We start from the raw sequence: 15,685 nt of genomic DNA, 5'->3' as shown, positions 1-15,685 counted from the left end.
GCCGCTACCGGGCGACCTCGTCCAACAACCGCGCGTAGTCCCTCGACCGCCCGAACGGCGCCAGCCGCCGACTGAACTCCTCGGCCCCCGGCGCACCCTCGACCGGGGCGGCGAGCACCCCGGCGAGGGACGCGGCCGCATCGCCGGCGTCGAACCACCGCACCCACCCTTCGTCCCCGAACTCGGCGCGGAGGTGCGGCTCGTCGGGCAGGACGGACGGCACGCCGAACGACGCCGCGAGGTGCAGCGCGCCGGAGTTGAGGACGCGCCGGTACGGGAAGACGGCCACGTCGGCAGCCCGGAACCACCGCTGCACGTCGATGTCGCCGACGTGGTCGTGTTCGCGGACGGCTCGGAGGTCGTCGCCGAGCATGGTGTCGATCGACGCCCGGTCCGCGTCCGACGTCCGGCCCGCGAGCAGCAGGACCGGACGGTCCGCGGCCGGGACCCGGCGGACGGCGTCGACCAGCACGTCGAGGCCCTTGTACGGGCGCATCTGGCCGAAGGCGAGCACGGTCCGGTCCGAGTCGATCAGGCCGAGGGCCGCACGCGCCTCGGAGCGCGTGACCGATGCCGGGTAGACGCCCTGGTAGCTGGGGTGGGGGATGCGGACGATGCGGTCCGGGTCCAGTGTGTAGTGCTCCGCGACGGCGACGGCGGCGGCGGTGTCCGCGTTCATCACGTGCACGACGTCGGCGGTGGCGGCGAGGTACCGGTCGAGCGTCACTTCCAGCTCGAGGTGCCGGGCGTCGTGGGGGAGGACGTTGTGGATCGTCCACACGAGCCGCGCGCCCCGGGCGCGTGCCGCGTCGACAGCGGTGCGGAAGCGGTCGAGGCGTGCGCCGGCCGCAGCGAGGTCGTCGTCGGTCCGCTGCACGATCGGCGCGGTCCAGTGCATGTGGAACACGTCACCGGCGCCGAGGCGTCCGAGGTGCTGTTCGAGCTGCTCGAGGCGGGTGCTCTCGAGGACGTTCCAGCCGCGCGCCCGCGGCGCCAGCAGCATGAGGTTCAGGTACGGGTTGTCCCGGTAGGCCGGGAACACCGCGAGGGAGCGATCGGGCACCGCCCGATCCTACGGGGAGTCGTCAGTCCGCTGTGGCGACGATGTACTCGGCCTCGTGCAGGACCGAGCAGAACGCCAGCCCCTCGTGAGCGAGCGCGTCGCGCCTCCGGATGACGGCACCGCACACGGAGCACTTGGTCGTGAAGGTCGACCGCATGGCATCGGAGAGGAGCGACATGCAGACATCGTGCTCCGCCAACGTGAACAGACGGCGGCGTCTGGCTTGGAAGCCGGTGAACGTGCCCGCAGAAACGGCCCCAGAAAGGACGGATCCTCGGCTCTACAGTGCCCGGACCACCTGCTCCGCCCCGTCCCCCGTCGGCACGACCACCGCGAAGTCCCCGTCCGCCACGACCTGCCCCGGCGCGGCCCAGACGACGTTCCGCGCGCCCGGCTGCGGCACGAACGACGCACCGGCGCGACCGGACGCCGAGCCACCGCCGACGACGGTCACGGTCACCTCGTCGATCCCGCTGGACCCCCGGTACCAGGACGTCGGCATGTCGACCGCCGCGGTGTGGCCGGCGGCCTCCAGTGCGGCGACGAGCGCCGTGACGTCCGCCACGCGGGTCCCGTCGTGCTTGATCGCGACGCGGAGCCCGACGGCCCCCTCCTCGCGGACGACGACGGGCCGCGACGACCGGACGTGCACGTCGTGGCCCTTCGGCAGCCCGGGTTCGACGCCGAGGTACCGGAGGCCGGCGGTGTCGTACCGGTCGACGGCGTCGGCGGCCGGGTAGCGACCGCGCCAGCGCTCGTCGAAGATCCGGCGGTTGTCGACGCGGGCGTCGTCGCGGCCGGGTGTGCGGCTCTCGTGGTGGACGACGACGGACGCCGGCACGACGACGAAGGCCGATCCGGCAGGCGAGGACTCGATGGCCCGCAGGCACAGGTCGACGTCCTCGAGGCCGTTCGCGTACACGGGGTCGAACCCGTGCCAGCGGATCAGGTCGGCGGCCCGGAAGGCGGCCGCCGCGGCGGTGATCGCGGTGAACCGGGCGGGGGAGCCCGGGTCGCCGGCGGTCGCGCCGAAGGCTCGGGACGCGTCGTGGCGCGGGTGGTCGCCGAGGAAGTGCCAGGGCAGCACCTTGTCGCCGCCGAAGACGGTGCCGGCGGTCTGGACGACGCCGTCCGGGTAGACGAGGAGCGGCTGCGCGCCGAGGACGGCACGGTCCTCGAGCGCCGCGACGAGCGGGCGGAGCCACCCGGTGGTGACCTCGGTGTCGTTGTTGAGCATGACGACGGTGCCGCCGGCGGAACGGGCGAGGCCGAGGTCGCTGCCGAGCCCGAAGTTGCGGTTGCGGTCCTCGCGCTGCAGCACGACACGGGGCTCGTCGCGGAACCACGCGCCGAGGATCGCCGACACGGACCGCGGCGACCCGTTGTCGACGAGCACGACCTCGACCCGGTCGCCGTCGTGGTCGGCCGCGCCGAGCACGGTGTCGACGGCCCGACGGGTCATCGTCCAGTCGCGGAAGACGGGCACGACCACGGACACCAGGGCGGCGTCGCGGGTGGGCGCCGCCGCGGCGAGGGCGTCCCAGTCGATGCGGTGCCGCGCGAGCGCGACCTCCTGCCACGACGCTGGCTGCGCGGACGAGACCCGCCGCGGGTCGCGGACGTTGTCGTAGTCGACGCCGATCACGGGGACGTACGCGGGGACGCCGAAGCGCTTCCCGATGCGGAGCAGCCACTCCCAGTCGATCCACCGCCGGAGCGTCTCGTCGAAGGGGCCGACGGCGGCGGCGACGTCCCGGCGGACGACGAGGGCGTTGAGGTCGATGAAGTTCCCGGCGAACAGGTCGTCGAGGGTGCCGTCCTCGCCGCGGTACGTCTCGACCGGCGCGGTGGAGTCGTCGGCGTTGTTCGCACCGATCATCCGCACGCCGGTGTGCACCCCGGGACCGTCCGTCTCGAGCAGCGCCGACACCGCGACGGCGAGGTGCTCGGGCCGCCAGGTGTTGTCCGCGTCGAGGAACGCCACGAAGTCGCCGCGCACGGCGGCCAGCCCGGTGTTGCGTGCGGCACCGGCGCCGCCGTTCTCGCGCTCGATGAGGCGGATGCGCGGTTCGTCGACCGCGGCCCGGCGCACGACGTCGACCGTGTCGTCACCCGACCCGTCGTCGACGAGCACGAGCTCCCACGCGGCGTGCTGCTGGGCGCGCACGGACGCGATGGCCGCGCCGACGACGTCGGCCCGGCGGTGCACCGGCATCACGACGGAGACGAGCGGCTGCTCGGCCTCGCGGCGGGCGGCCCCGCGCGGGTACCGTGCGAGGACCTCGGCGGTCTCCGGTCCGTCCCACGTCGCCCGGTAGCGACGCCGGGTCCGGTGCTGGGCCGCGGCGAACTCGCGAGCCGCAACCGTGGCCGACTCGCGGACGGCGGCCCAGGTCGGCGCGGGTCCGCGACGGCCTGGAGGCACGGGGAGCGTGGTCTCGTCGGTCGCGTTCCGCAGGAAGTGGCGGAGCGCATCGAGCGTGGACGCCGGTCGGTCGGCCGCCGACAGCGACGCCGCGTACGCCGCGGCGTCGAAGAGCGGTCCGGTCTGGAAGAGCTCCGGCCCCTCCTGGTGCAGTGCGTCGTACCAGGACATCGCGGGCACCGGCTGGTGCTCGCGCATCCACTCGTGCTCCACGAGGGGGCTGAGCGAGAGCCCCCGCTGCCCGTCGTTGTGCACGTAGAAGGCGATCGCCTCGTCGTCGGTGGCGAACGTTCGCCCGGTCTGGGCCTCGAGGTACGGGCGGTCGAGCACGCCGAACTCGCCGATGCGCCGCGCCCACCGGTCGAGCCGGTCCGTGACGGTAAGCGGCTTCTCGGGGCCCCGCAGCCCGCGTGCGAGTCGCCGGGTGATGCGTCCGATGCCGCTCCGGTCGGCCATCAGCGACGCCCCGGCAGTCGTGCGGCGACCTTGGCGATCGCCTGACCGGTGCGGAAGGACCGGCTCGTGCGCAGGTCCTCGAGCTCCCGGCGGAGTCGCGCGACCTCGGTGGCGGCGCCGCGTGCGCCGACCTCGGCGACAGCGAGGTCGAGGGGGAGCAGTGCCGCCCAGCGCCGCTCGAGGTGGGCAGAGGTGCCCTCGAGCGGGGCGAGCATGCTGTGCTCCACGCCCTCGCGGGCGCTCTCCAGCTCCTCCGGGCCCACCACGTCCGCGAACGGGCGGACGAGGGCGTCGACGCGGTCCGACCCGGCGCGGTACGGCGCGGACGACCACGGGACGGACGCGACGCCGGTCTCGACGACGACCCAGAAGGCGGCGCGGCGGTTCGCCGTGACGAGGTCGGCCGGTGTCGGGTCGACCAGCACCTGCACGGTGACGAGGTCGTCCGGGTCCGGGTCGTCGGTGGTGACCGTCCAGCCGTCCGGGGCCGGCGTGCCAGCGGGGAGCCGCGCCTCCAGGGCGAAGCCGTCCCCGAAGGCCGCGTCGATCCGCCGGGCCAGCCCCGCGGCGTCCTCGACGTGACGCAGGTCGACCGCCAGCCGCGCGGCGGGTCCCGCGGGGACGAGCACGTCGGCGAACCGCTCGGTCGCCGTCGTGCCGTGCCGCTGGTAGGCGGCGACCGCGTCCGGCAGGAAGGGGTAGCGGCGCTCGAGCTCGCGCTGGTGGGCGGCGCGCAGCGCGGACCGGTTGCCGGCGAAGCTCTTCCCGCCGGCGTGCAGGACGAGTGCCCGGTTCGCGATCTTCGCGAGCCAGCCGTGCGCGGCGATGCGGAGGCAGTAGTCGTTCTCCTCGCCGTACCCGGGGGCGAACGCCTCGTCGAACAGGCCGTGCTCGGTGACGAGCTCGCGCCGGGTCAGGAAGCAGAAGCCCATCGCGACGGGGAGCACCTGCGACGCCGGCAGCAGCGGTGCGATCGCGTCCCACACCGCGCGGGTCCGTGCCTCGGTCCGCGCCGCGCCGCGGTTCGTCAGCCGGTACGGGATGCTCGCGATCGTCGCGTTGTCGCTCCTGGCGGTCACCACGCCGGTGCGGTCCTCGTCGAGGACGGCGAGCATCGCGTCGAGGAAGCCGGCGGTGGGGACCGCGTCGCTGTTCAGCAGCAGGACCGCGTCGCCGTCGGCGCCCGCGTCGAGCTCGGTCACGGCGCGGTTGCAGGTCCCGACGAACCCGAGGTTGTGGTCGTTGCGTTCGTACCGGAAGCCGGGGCGGTCAGCGATGCGCCCGAGCAGGGCGGTCTCGATCGCGTCCGCGTCGGGGCCGCAGTCGTTGACGAGCAGCACGCGGTGGCGGTCCGTGTCGAGGTGCTCGACCAGCCCGTCCACGCAGCGGAGCAGGGACTCGAGATCGCCGTACACCGGGACGACGACGAGGGTGGTGCGGGTCATGCGGAGGGCTCCTCGAGGCTGGTGGCGAGTGCGTCGACGGCCGCGTCGAGCGGACCCCCGAGCGCGCCGTCGGCGAGCGGGACGGCACCGGTCGGCCCCTCGGCCGCCGCCCGCCGGACCGCGTCGGCGACGGCGAGCCCCAGGGACCGGGCGTCGGCGGGCACGGCCGTCAGGTTCGGGTGCAGGTGCGCGCGGGTGTCCCGGAACTCGTTGGTGACGACACGGGCCCCCGAGATCGCACCGTCGAACGGCGGGTGGCTCGGGTGCGGGCTGTGCTGCAGCGACAGCACGACGTTGGTCGACGCGATGAAGCGGAAGTAGTCGTCCCACGGCATCGTGCCGTGGCTGACGAGCTTCACGTCGCCGCGGCCGCCGTCGAGCTCGACGTCACCGTGTTGCTCGCCCGCCGAGTGGAACTCGACCCGCAGGCCGTCGGCGGCGAGCTCCTGGACCGCCACCCGGAGCGCGGCGACACCGAGTCGGAACAGGTTGCGGTGCTTGCTCGGACGACCGTAGAAGAGCACGCGCACGACGTCCTCGTGCCGGCGTGCCTCGGCGACGCGGTCGAGCAGCTCGAGGTCCAGGTGCGGCGCGAAGGTGCGCTCGCGCGGCACGTCGAGTGCCTCGACCTCGGCGAGGTACCGGCGCAGCGGCTCCGAGTTCACGAGCATCCGGAAGCCGGCGCGGTAGGTGGAGGCGGCGACGGCGTACTCCGTCGACCACGGGCTGAACCCGGGCTCGTAGTCCTGCACGAGGTAGACGACGCGCTCGCGGCCGATCACCCCGGCGGTGACCGCGACGTCGATCGGGTGCGCGGTCTTCCAGTGCGTGGCGATCCAGACGTCGTCGTCGCCGAACGTGGTGTCGAGGACGTCCTCGCGGCGGACCACCCGGACCCCCGGGCGGCCGTCGACGCGGGACTCCGGGAAGCGGTCGGCGACGAGGGCCTCGGCCGCGGCGGCGCTGTTGCCCGGCGTGGTCCAGCGGACCATCACCACGCGGACCGGTCGGCCGAGCCGTCCGCCGAGCGCGAGCGCCACTGCCAGTGCGGTCTGCACACCGGCGAAGGCAGCACCTTCGCGGAGCTCGTCGACCACGAGCACGACCTCGGGCGCGCGGTCGGTCGTCCGGATGCCGGCGAGCGCGAGGCTCGTCTCTACCAGGCCCTCGAACGGGCGGGCGGTCAGCGGTGCACGGTCGCGCTCGCGCCGGGCCACCCCGACGTCCACGCGGGACACCGTCCGCCCGAGTCGCTCGCGGACGTCGTTCCGGTAGTGGCCGTCCCGGGCGTAGCGCTCGTTCACACGGACGAGGTCGCCGACGAGGCGTCGTGCCTTCTCGAAGTTCATCGACCCTCACGTTACTGGGCCACACGGCGTCGATCGGTAGGATCGACACCCTCATGATGCAGCGAATCGACCTCCGCGGCGGGCTCCCCGCCCGCGCCGAACTCCACCGACTCATGCCGCGCGCCACCGGCGACGTCTCGCACGCGGTCGACGCCGCCCGCGAGCTCGTCGACGCCGTCCGCGAGCACGGGGCGTCGGCGCTGCGCGACCAGGCCGAACGGTTCGACGGGGGAGCGCCCGCGAACGTCCGGGTCCCGGCGGCCGAGATCGCCGCGGCCGTCGCCGGCCTGACGCCGGAACTCCGCACGGCGCTCGACGAGGCGATCCGCCGGGTCCGGGCGGCGAGTGCCGCACAGGTCCCCGCCGCGTCCGTCACCACCCTGGCCGACGGTGCCGAGGTGCACCAGCGCTGGCAGCCGATGCGCCGCGTCGGGCTCTACGTGCCCGGCGGCAAGGCCGTCTACCCCTCGAGCGTCGTCATGAACGTCGTACCCGCGCAGGTCGCCGGCGTCCGGTCGATTGCGCTCGTGTCGCCGCCGCAGCGCGACCACAGCGGCGCGGTCCACCCGACGATCCTCGCCGCGGCCGGGCTCCTCGGCATCGACGAGGTCTACGCCATGGGCGGCGCCGGAGCCGTCGGCGCCCTGGCCCACGGTGTCGGCGAGATCGGCCTCGAGCCGGTCGACCTCGTCACCGGTCCCGGGAACAACTACGTGGCCGCGGCGAAGCGGATCGTGCGGGGCACGGTCGGCATCGACTCCGAGGCCGGCGCGACCGAGATCCTCGTGATCGCGGACGACACCGCGGACCCCGGGTACGTCGCCGCCGACCTCATCAGCCAGGCCGAGCACGACGAGCAGGCCGGCGCCGTCCTCGTGACGACGTCCGCGGCGTTCGCCGACGCGGTGGAGGCGGCCATCCCGGAACGCGCGGCGCGCGTCGGGACCGTGTCGCGCCTCCAGGTCGCGCTCGACGGACCGCAGTCCGCGATCGTGCTCGTGGACTCGCTCGCCGACGCGGCGACCGTGAGCAACGCGTACGGACCCGAGCACCTCGAGATCCAGACCGCCGACGACGACGCGGTCCTCGCCGACATCGACGCCGCCGGTGCGGTGTTCGTCGGACCGAGCACGCCCGTGAGCCTCGGTGACTACCTCGCCGGGTCGAACCACGTCCTGCCCACGGGCGGGCAGGCCCGCTTCGGGTCCGGGCTGTCCGCCTCGACGTTCCCTGCGGGCCCAGCAGGTCGTCCGGTACACGCCCGACGCCCTCGCCGAGGTCGCGCCGCACATCGTCGCCCTCGCCACCGAGGAGCAGCTCCCCGCGCACGGCGCCGCCGTGACGGAGCGCACGAACCGGTAGCCTGGGCACGACATGTTCTGCCCCTTCTGCCGCCACCCGGACTCCCGCGTCGTCGACTNCCGGACGAGCGACGACGGAACCTCCATCCGTCGCCGTCGTCAGTGCCCGAACCTGCGGGCGCCGTTTCTCGACCACCGAGACCGCCTCGCTCAACGTGGTGAAGCGCAACGGGGTCACTGAGCCGTTCAGCCGCGACAAGATCGTCTCCGGCGTGCGCAAGGCCTGCCAGGGGCGCCCGGTCACCGACGGCGACCTCGCGGTGCTGGCGCAGCGCGTGGAGGAGACCGTGCGGTCGTCCGGGTCGAGCCAGATCGACGCGAACGACATCGGTCTCGCGATCCTCGCACCGCTCCGCGAGCTCGACGAGGTCGCCTACCTGCGGTTCGCGAGCGTCTACCAGGCCTTCGACTCGCTCGAGGACTTCGAGGACGCCATCACCCAGCTCCGCCTCGACCACCACGGCACCACCAGCCCGGCCGGGGCCGACGCGTGAGCGGCATCGCCGAGCGGGTCGTCCGGAACGGGTACGCCGTCGTCTTCCGCTCGGTGTTCGCCAACATGGACCCCGAGCGCGCGCACCACATCGCCTTCGCGGTGATCAAGTGGCTGCCGCGCGTCCCCGTCCTCGGTCGGGTCGTCGAGCAGTACTGCCGCCCCTCGGCCGCCGACGGCGTGACCACGATGGGGATCCACTTCCCGTCCCGCTTCGGCCTCGCCGCCGGGTTCGACAAGGACGCTCGTGGCATCGCCGGACTCGGGGTCCTCGGCTTCGGGCACGTCGAGGTCGGCACGATCACGGCGAAGCCGCAGCCCGGCAACGAGCGGCCCCGGCTCTTCCGGCTCATCCCGGACCGCGCGCTCATCAACCGCATGGGGTTCAACAACCACGGCGCCGCCGCGGCCGCCCGTCGGCTCGAACGCGCCCGTCGGCACCCCGGTCGACCCGTCATCGGCGTGAACATCGGCAAGAGCCGGGTCGTCGCGGTCGAGGACGCGGTGGACGACTACCTCGAGTCCACCCGGCGGCTCGCACCGTTCGCCGACTACCTCGCGGTCAACGTCAGCTCGCCGAACACCCCGGGACTCCGCGGTCTGCAGGAACTCGACCAGCTCCGCCCGCTGCTCACCGCCGTGCGCGACGCCGCCGGCAAGACCCCGGTGCTGGTGAAGATCGCGCCGGACCTCACCGACGACCAGATCGATGCGATCGCCGGACTCGCGGTGTCGATCGGGCTCGCGGGGATCATCGCGAACAACACCACCATCTCGCGCGAGGGACTCCGGACCCCCGCGGCGGAGGTCGAGGCGATGGGTGCCGGGGGACTGTCCGGCGCACCGGTCGCCGCCCGCTCCCTCGAGGTCCTCGGTCGCGTCCGCGCCGCCGTCCCCGAGGACTTCTGCGTCATCGCGGTCGGGGGCGTCACGAGCGAGCAGGACGTGCAGGACCGGATCGACGCGGGGGCGACCCTCGTGCAGGGCTACACGGCGTTCCTCTACGAGGGGCCGACCTGGGCCGCGCGGATCAACCGGCTGCGGCGCCGGCGGTTGCGGCGCGCCGCGCGCTGAGCGCCGGTCGGGGCGCGGTCGCGTCCCGCCGCGCGAGGTCGCACCTCCGTCTTCGAGGTCGCGAGACACGCCGCGCGCGCTGCCGCGAGGTCGCACGACACGCCGCGTGCGCTGCCGCGAGGTCGCGCAAGGTGCCGTCGCGCGCGCCGCGGAGCGGCACTTCTCGCGACTTCGCCGGTGCGGATCGGACGGGTCCCGAGCCCGCGGCGCGCGCCTGACGGACTGGAGGCGCGGGGCGGGGGTGCACCGCGCCTCCAGTCCGGTGGGTGGTCGGCGCGTCGATCCGCAGGTGGTCGGCAGCGCGATGCGCGGCTCGCGTTCGGCGAGTGGGCGGGGCGAGTGGGCACGGTGGGCACGACGTGCCGCTCGCGTTCGTCGAGCGGGCGGGAACTGCCGCTCACGTTCGACGTGCGGGCGGGGCGAGTGGGCACGACGTGCCGCTCAGGTTCGGCGAGCGGGCGAGAACTGCCGCCTGGAGGCCGCGAGCGTGACGTATTTCGCCCGCTCGGCGGGGGCGCGCCGGGCCCGCCGAGCAGGCGCCCGCGGCCCGCGCCCGCATCCGACCCACTGCCCGCACGACGAAGCGCCGTCCGGCGGACCGGACGGCGCTTCGTGGAGGGGTCAGACGGTGGGGTACTGCCCGCGCTTGACCTGCGGCTTCGGCAGGCGCAGGAAGCGCAGCTGCCACGCACGCGTGAGGATGTAGAGGAACGTCCCGCGCTGCATCGTGCCGAACTTGGCCGTCAGCTTCTTGCGGAAGGACAGCCAGAGCACGAGGCAGTCGAGCACGAAGAGCGCCACGAACGCCCAGACGAGCAGCAGCGAGTACGACGCGATGACGGTCTGCGAGGCGGCGAACCCGACGATGAGGAACAGCACGAGCACCGGCATCATGATCTCGCCGACGTTCCAGCGGGCGTCGATCCAGTCCCGGACGAACCGACGCTGCTCGCCGCGGTCCTTCGCCGGCAGGTAGCGCTCCTCGCCGTTGGCCATGCCGACCCGGGCCTTCTCGCGCTCGTTCGCGAGGCGGGCACGAGCGGCCTTCTTGTCCTCGGCGGAGCCGCCCACGATCGGACGGCGGTTGGCCGCCTCGCGCTCGCGACGGGTCGGCGTCGGACGGCCCTTCCCCTGTTCGAGGAGCTCGGCCTCGGACGGGTTGACGGTCGTGTTGGTCTTGGGGGCTGCCTTCGCCACGGTGCGTTCCTGACTGCGGTCTGCGTGCTGGATCGTCCTCTAGATTACGGGACATGACCGACACCGACCAGCACGCCGCCGCCACCGACCCCGCACTCCTCGACGCCCTCCGCGAACACGTGCAGGGATCGCTGCCCACGACGATCGCCGACCTGTCCGCCCTCGTGCGGCTCCCGTCGGTGTCCTGGTCGGCCTTCGACCCGGCGAACGTGCGGGCCAGCGCCGAGGCCGTCGCGGACCTGGCGCGGTCGACGGGCGTGTTCGCGGACGACGCCGTCCGGATCGTCCGGTCGGCGGTCGAGGGGGACACGACGACGGTCGAGGCCGCCGGCGGCGAGCTCGGTCAGCCCGCCGTCCTCGCGGTGCGCCCGGCCCGGAACGGCAAGCCCACCGTGATGCTCTACGCCCACCACGACGTCCAGCCGCAGGGCGACGACGCGCTCTGGGAGACGCCGCCCTTCGAGCCGACCCTGCGCGGCGACCGCCTGTACGGGCGCGGCGCCTCGGACGACAAGGCCGGGGTGATGACCCACATCGCCTCGCTCCGGGCGCTGCACGCCCGGTTCGGCGACGACCTGGACCTCGGCGTGGTCCTGTTCATCGAGGGCGAGGAGGAGTTCGGCTCCCGGTCGTTCCGGACGTTCCTCCGCGAGCAGCAGGAGCACCTCGCCGCCGACGTCATCGTGGTCGCGGACAGCGACAACTGGTCGACCGAGGTCCCGTCGATCACGGTGTCCCTCCGCGGCAACGTCACCTTCAAGCTGACGCTGACGACACTCGAGCACGCGAGCCACAGCGGCATGTTCGGGGGAGCGGCTCCGGACGCCATGATCCCGATGGTGCGGCTGCTCGCCTCCCTGCACGACGACGACGGTGCCGTGGCGGTCGAGGGCCTCACTGCCTACGAGGCCGACGTGCCGACGCGGACCGAGGACGAGCTCGCCGCCGACGCCGCACTGCTGCCGGGCGTGCGTCCCGTCGGCCGTGGCGAGGTCCTGTCCCGCATGTGGTTCCAGCCGTCGATCACGGTCACGGGCATGGACGTCCCGAGCGTCGCGAACGCGTCGAACACGCTGCTGCCGACGGTCTCGGCGCGGGTGTCGGTGCGCGTCGCGCCCGGGCAGGCCGCGACCGACGCGTACGCGGCCGTGGAACGGCACCTGCGCGCGCACGTGCCGTTCGGCGCGCGCCTCGAGATCACCGAGCCGGACGCCGGCGACGGCTTCCTCGTGGACACCGCCGGCTGGGCCGTCCAGGAGGCGCGGGTCGCCATGCGCGAGGGCTGGGGCAACGAGGCGGTCGAGCAGGGCATCGGCGGGTCGATCCCGTTCGTGTCGGACCTCGCCGCGCAGTTCCCGGACGCGCAGATCCTGGTCACCGGCGTCGAGGACCCGGACACCCGGGCGCACAGCCCGAACGAGTCGCAGCACCTCGGCGTCCTGCACCGGGCCATCGCCTCGGAGACGATCCTGCTGGCGCGTCTCGCGACTCGCGGCTGACGGTGCTTACAATCGATCCGAGCGCGGTGATCGACACCGCACGGAGGGAGACGCGCGGATGAGCGACACCATCACCGACAACGCACCGACGACCGAGGCGCCGTCGCACGGCGTCCTGCTCAGCGACGCGGCCGCGGCGAAGGTGGCGAGCCTCCTCGAGCAGGAGGGTCGCGACGACCTCCGTCTGCGTCTGGCCGTGCAGCCCGGTGGCTGCTCGGGCCTGATCTACCAGCTCTACTTCGACGAGCGCCTGCTCGACGGCGACGCCACGGCCGAGTTCGACGGCGGCGTCGAGGTCGTCGTCGACAAGATGAGCGTGCCGTACCTCGACGGTGCCTCGATCGACTTCGAGGACACCATCCAGAAGCAGGGCTTCACGATCGACAACCCCAACGCGCAGGGCAGCTGCGCGTGCGGTGACAGCTTCCACTGAGCACCCGTCGACCCGACACGAGCGGGGAGTGACCGACACGGTCGCTCCCCGCTCGTTCGTTCCCGGGCGCGGCATGCGGCACGACCAGGGAAAACCCGTCCTGGGCCGTTGCGGATAGCGGCCCGAGGTGTGTCGCGTGTGCGCGAGCGGCCCCGAGCTGCGAGTAAGCTAGGAGTGTTCCAACCAAGCTGGGAGCGAGCCATGCGCGACCTTCACGTCGCGGCCTGCTCCGGTTTCACGTTCTTCCGAGAGGTAACAGTGCGTTCGAATCGCCGTATACGTTGGGCGGCCGTCCCGGTGGCCGTCGGTCTGGTCATCGCACTGGCTGGTTGCACGCAGCAGCAGCTGAACGGATGGCTCCCCGGCACGGAGGAGACGAAGGACGTCACCAACCACACGAGCCGCATCGTCGGCCTGTGGACCACCAGCTGGGTCGTGCTCCTCGCCGTCGGTCTGATCGTGTGGGGCCTCATCATCTGGGCAGCGATCGTCTACCGCCGCCGCAAGGGCCAGACCGGCCTGCCGGTGCAGATGCGGTACAACATGCCGCTCGAGATCTTCTACACGATCGTGCCGCTCATCCTCGTGCTCGGCTTCTTCGCCTTCACCGCGAAGGACCAGACCGCGATCGAGCAGCCGTTCAAGAACGCCGACGCCACCATCCACGTCTACGGCAAGCGCTGGGCGTGGGACTTCAACTACATCAACGAGGACGACAAGTCCAAGAGCGTCTACTACCAGGGCATCCAGGCCCAGGAAGAAGAGAACGCGAACGGCGCGATCGACGAGTCGCAGCTCCCGACCCTCTACCTGCCCAAGGGCAAGAAGGTCCACATCGAGCTCTCCTCGCGCGACGTCAACCACTCGTTCTGGATCATCGACTTCCTCTACAAGAAGGACATGATCCCCGGGAAGCAGAACGACGAGTACTTCATCCCGGAGAAGCTCGGCACCTACCAGGGCAAGTGCGCGGAGCTCTGCGGTGAGTACCACTCGCTCATGCTCTTCCAGGTGAAGGTCGTCACGCCGACCGAGTACCAGGAGTACCTCGACTCGCTCGAGAAGCAGGGCAAGGTGGGTCTGCTCGGCAACGAGTACAACACCAACACGAACGAACCGAACAACAAGGCGCCCGTGACGGCGTCCGAGAACGAGTAGGGGCTCCGTCAGATGACCACGTCGCTCGTCGGCCAGCCGGCGGCAGGCTCCACGACCCTGGACTTCCAGGCGTCGAGAGTCGGCCGCAAGGGCAACATCATCGTCCGGTGGATCACGTCCACCGACCACAAGACCATCGGGTACATGTACCTGATCGCGTCGTTCATCTTCTTCCTGCTCGCGGGTGTGATGGCCCTGGTCATCCGCGCCCAGCTCTTCGAGCCCGGGCTGCACGTGGTCGCGACGAAGGAGCAGTACAACCAGCTCTTCACGATGCACGGCACGATCATGCTGCTGCTCTTCGCGACGCCGCTGTTCTCGGGCTTCGCGAACGCGATCATGCCGCTCCAGATCGGTGCCCCCGACGTCGCGTTCCCGCGTCTCAACGGCTTCGCGTTCTGGCTCTACGTCTTCGGCGCGCTCATCGCGGTCGGCGGCTTCCTCACCCCGCAGGGTGCCGCATCGTTCGGTTGGTTCGCCTACGCCCCACTGAGTGACACGACGTTCACACCCGGCCTCGGCGGGACGCTCTGGGTCTTCGGCCTCGGCATGACCGGCTTCTCGACGATCCTCGGCGCGGTGAACTTCATCACCACGATCATCACGATGCGTGCACCGGGCATGACCATGTTCCGCATGTCGATCTTCACGTGGAACACCCTCGTCACGGCCCTGCTCGTGCTGATGGCCTTCCCGGTCCTCGCGGCGGCGCTCTTCGGCCTCGGTCTCGACCGCGTGTTCAACGCGCAGATCTTCAACCCGGCGAACGGCGGGGCGCTCCTCTGGCAGCACCTCTTCTGGTTCTTCGGCCACCCCGAGGTGTACATCATCGCGCTGCCGTTCTTCGGCATCGTCTCCGAGGTCTTCCCGGTGTTCAGCCGCAAGCCGATCTTCGGGTACAAGACCCTCGTCTACGCGACCATCTCGATCGCGGCCCTCTCGGTCACGGTGTGGGCGCACCACATGTACGTCACCGGTGGCGTCCTGCTCCCGTGGTTCTCGCTCATGACGATGCTCATCGCGGTCCCGACCGGCGTGAAGATCTTCAACTGGGTCGGCACGATGTGGCGCGGCTCGGTGACCTTCGAGACCCCGCTGCTCTGGTCGGTCGGCTTCCTCATCACCTTCACGTTCGGTGGTCTCACCGGTGTGATCCTGGCGTCGCCGCCGCTCGACTTCCACGTGTCCGACTCGTACTTCGTCGTCGCGCACTTCCACTACGTGGTCTTCGGCACCGTCGTGTTCGCGATGTTCGCCGGGTTCTACTTCTGGTGGCCGAAGTGGACCGGCAAGATGCTCAACGAGCGTCTCGGCAAGATCCACTTCTGGCTCCTGTTCATCGGATTCCACACGACGTTCCTCATCCAGCACTGGCTGGGCGTCATCGGCATGCCGCGTCGGTACGCGACGTACCTGCCGAACGACGGGTTCACCTGGATGAACCAGCTGTCGACGATCGGCTCGATGATCCTCGCGATCTCGTTCCTGCCGTTCATCTTCAACGTCTACGTGACCGCCCGGAACGCACCGAAGGTCGCCGTGAACGACCCGTGGGGCTACGGCCGTTCGCTCGAGTGGGCGACCAGCTGCCCGCCGCCGCGGCACAACTTCACGTCGATCCCGCGCATCCGTTCGGAGTCGCCGGCGTTCGACCTGAACCACCCCGAGGCCGGTGTGCCGATCGGTGTGGGCCCGGCGAAGGACGCCCCCGACGCCCCGACCTACGACGCCG

Annotated in this window: 11 protein-coding genes and 2 pseudogenes; 7 read left to right on the top strand and 6 right to left on the bottom strand. The window is 72.0% G+C overall.

The features are described from left to right. Positions 1 to 4: 4 nt before the first annotated feature. The 5 genes from I5E_RS22415 to I5E_RS20860 all read right to left on the bottom strand — a co-directional run bounded on the left by I5E_RS22415 (position 5) and on the right by I5E_RS20860 (position 6,738). A complete protein-coding gene (locus tag I5E_RS22415; protein ID WP_022905389.1) occupies positions 5 to 1,063 on the bottom strand; it encodes a glycosyltransferase in 1,059 nt (352 codons plus the stop codon). Positions 1,064 to 1,085: 22 nt separating this feature from the next. Continuing rightward, positions 1,086 to 1,241, bottom strand: a complete 156-nt coding sequence (locus I5E_RS25075) for a hypothetical protein (RefSeq protein WP_022905388.1) — start codon at positions 1,239 to 1,241, stop codon at positions 1,086 to 1,088. Between the two features lie 102 nt (positions 1,242 to 1,343). After that, positions 1,344 to 3,944 carry a glycosyltransferase family 2 protein gene (locus I5E_RS01190; RefSeq protein ID WP_022905387.1) on the bottom strand — a complete coding sequence of 867 codons (2,601 nt, stop codon included), beginning with the start codon at positions 3,942 to 3,944 and terminating at the stop codon, positions 1,344 to 1,346. Continuing rightward, positions 3,944 to 5,389, bottom strand: coding sequence for a glycosyltransferase family 2 protein (locus I5E_RS22410; RefSeq protein ID WP_022905386.1), 1,446 nt, complete (start codon positions 5,387 to 5,389; stop codon positions 3,944 to 3,946). The genes I5E_RS01190 and I5E_RS22410 overlap by 1 nt, the downstream gene beginning before the upstream one ends. Further along, positions 5,386 to 6,738, bottom strand: coding sequence for a rhamnosyltransferase WsaF family glycosyltransferase (locus I5E_RS20860; protein WP_022905385.1), 1,353 nt, complete (start codon positions 6,736 to 6,738; stop codon positions 5,386 to 5,388). The genes I5E_RS22410 and I5E_RS20860 overlap by 4 nt, the downstream gene beginning before the upstream one ends. Before the next feature lie 53 nt (positions 6,739 to 6,791). Between I5E_RS20860 and hisD the strand changes: the two are divergent. The 3 genes and pseudogenes from hisD (at position 6,792) to I5E_RS01165 (ending at position 9,666) form a co-directional block, all read left to right on the top strand. Next, positions 6,792 to 8,100 (top strand): annotated as a pseudogene (hisD, locus tag I5E_RS20855) (histidinol dehydrogenase). 12 nt (positions 8,101 to 8,112) lie between these two features. Next, positions 8,113 to 8,593, top strand: a pseudogene (nrdR, locus tag I5E_RS20850) (transcriptional regulator NrdR). A gap of 5 nt (positions 8,594 to 8,598) precedes the next feature. Continuing rightward, positions 8,599 to 9,666, top strand: a complete 1,068-nt coding sequence (locus tag I5E_RS01165; RefSeq protein WP_416394454.1) for a quinone-dependent dihydroorotate dehydrogenase — start codon at positions 8,599 to 8,601, stop codon at positions 9,664 to 9,666. 621 nt (positions 9,667 to 10,287) lie between these two features. Here the strand turns inward: I5E_RS01165 and I5E_RS01160 are convergent. Continuing rightward, the gene (locus I5E_RS01160; protein WP_022905383.1) at positions 10,288 to 10,863 is read right to left on the bottom strand and encodes a DUF3043 domain-containing protein; all 576 of its coding nucleotides are present in this window, start codon (positions 10,861 to 10,863) and stop codon (positions 10,288 to 10,290) included. A 53-nt stretch (positions 10,864 to 10,916) separates the two neighbouring features. On the opposite strand from I5E_RS01160, the gene I5E_RS01155 reads away from it, so the two are divergent. From I5E_RS01155 to ctaD, 4 genes are all read left to right on the top strand, one after another. Beyond that, positions 10,917 to 12,362, top strand: a complete 1,446-nt coding sequence (locus I5E_RS01155; RefSeq protein ID WP_022905382.1) for a dipeptidase — start codon at positions 10,917 to 10,919, stop codon at positions 12,360 to 12,362. Between the two features lie 58 nt (positions 12,363 to 12,420). Beyond that, positions 12,421 to 12,795, top strand: coding sequence for a HesB/IscA family protein (locus I5E_RS01150; protein ID WP_022905381.1), 375 nt, complete (start codon positions 12,421 to 12,423; stop codon positions 12,793 to 12,795). 258 nt (positions 12,796 to 13,053) lie between these two features. Beyond that, complete coding sequence (gene ctaC / locus I5E_RS01145) at positions 13,054 to 13,953, top strand: aa3-type cytochrome oxidase subunit II (protein WP_022905380.1); 900 nt, start codon at positions 13,054 to 13,056, stop codon at positions 13,951 to 13,953. 12 nt (positions 13,954 to 13,965) lie between these two features. Next, a partial coding sequence (gene ctaD / locus I5E_RS01140) for an aa3-type cytochrome oxidase subunit I (protein WP_022905379.1) occupies positions 13,966 to 15,685 on the top strand: 1,720 nt, incomplete at its 3' end.

Origin of the sequence: Curtobacterium sp. B18 (assembly GCF_000333375.1) — a bacterium.
Taxonomy (GTDB): domain Bacteria; phylum Actinomycetota; class Actinomycetes; order Actinomycetales; family Microbacteriaceae; genus Curtobacterium.
The sequence above is the reverse complement of the archived record's forward strand: the minus strand, read 5'-3'. Positions and strand labels throughout refer to the sequence as shown.

Coding starts and splice junctions, on each gene's coding strand:
- I5E_RS25075 (WP_022905388.1), bottom strand. CDS start 1,241: ATGTCGCTCCTCTCCGATGCCATGCGGTCGACCTTCACGACCAAGTGC.
- I5E_RS01190 (WP_022905387.1), bottom strand. CDS start 3,944: ATGGCCGACCGGAGCGGCATCGGACGCATCACCCGGCGACTCGCACGC.
- I5E_RS22410 (WP_022905386.1), bottom strand. CDS start 5,389: ATGACCCGCACCACCCTCGTCGTCGTCCCGGTGTACGGCGATCTCGAG.
- I5E_RS20860 (WP_022905385.1), bottom strand. CDS start 6,738: ATGAACTTCGAGAAGGCACGACGCCTCGTCGGCGACCTCGTCCGTGTG.
- I5E_RS01155 (WP_022905382.1), top strand. CDS start 10,917: ATGACCGACACCGACCAGCACGCCGCCGCCACCGACCCCGCACTCCTC.
- I5E_RS01150 (WP_022905381.1), top strand. CDS start 12,421: ATGAGCGACACCATCACCGACAACGCACCGACGACCGAGGCGCCGTCG.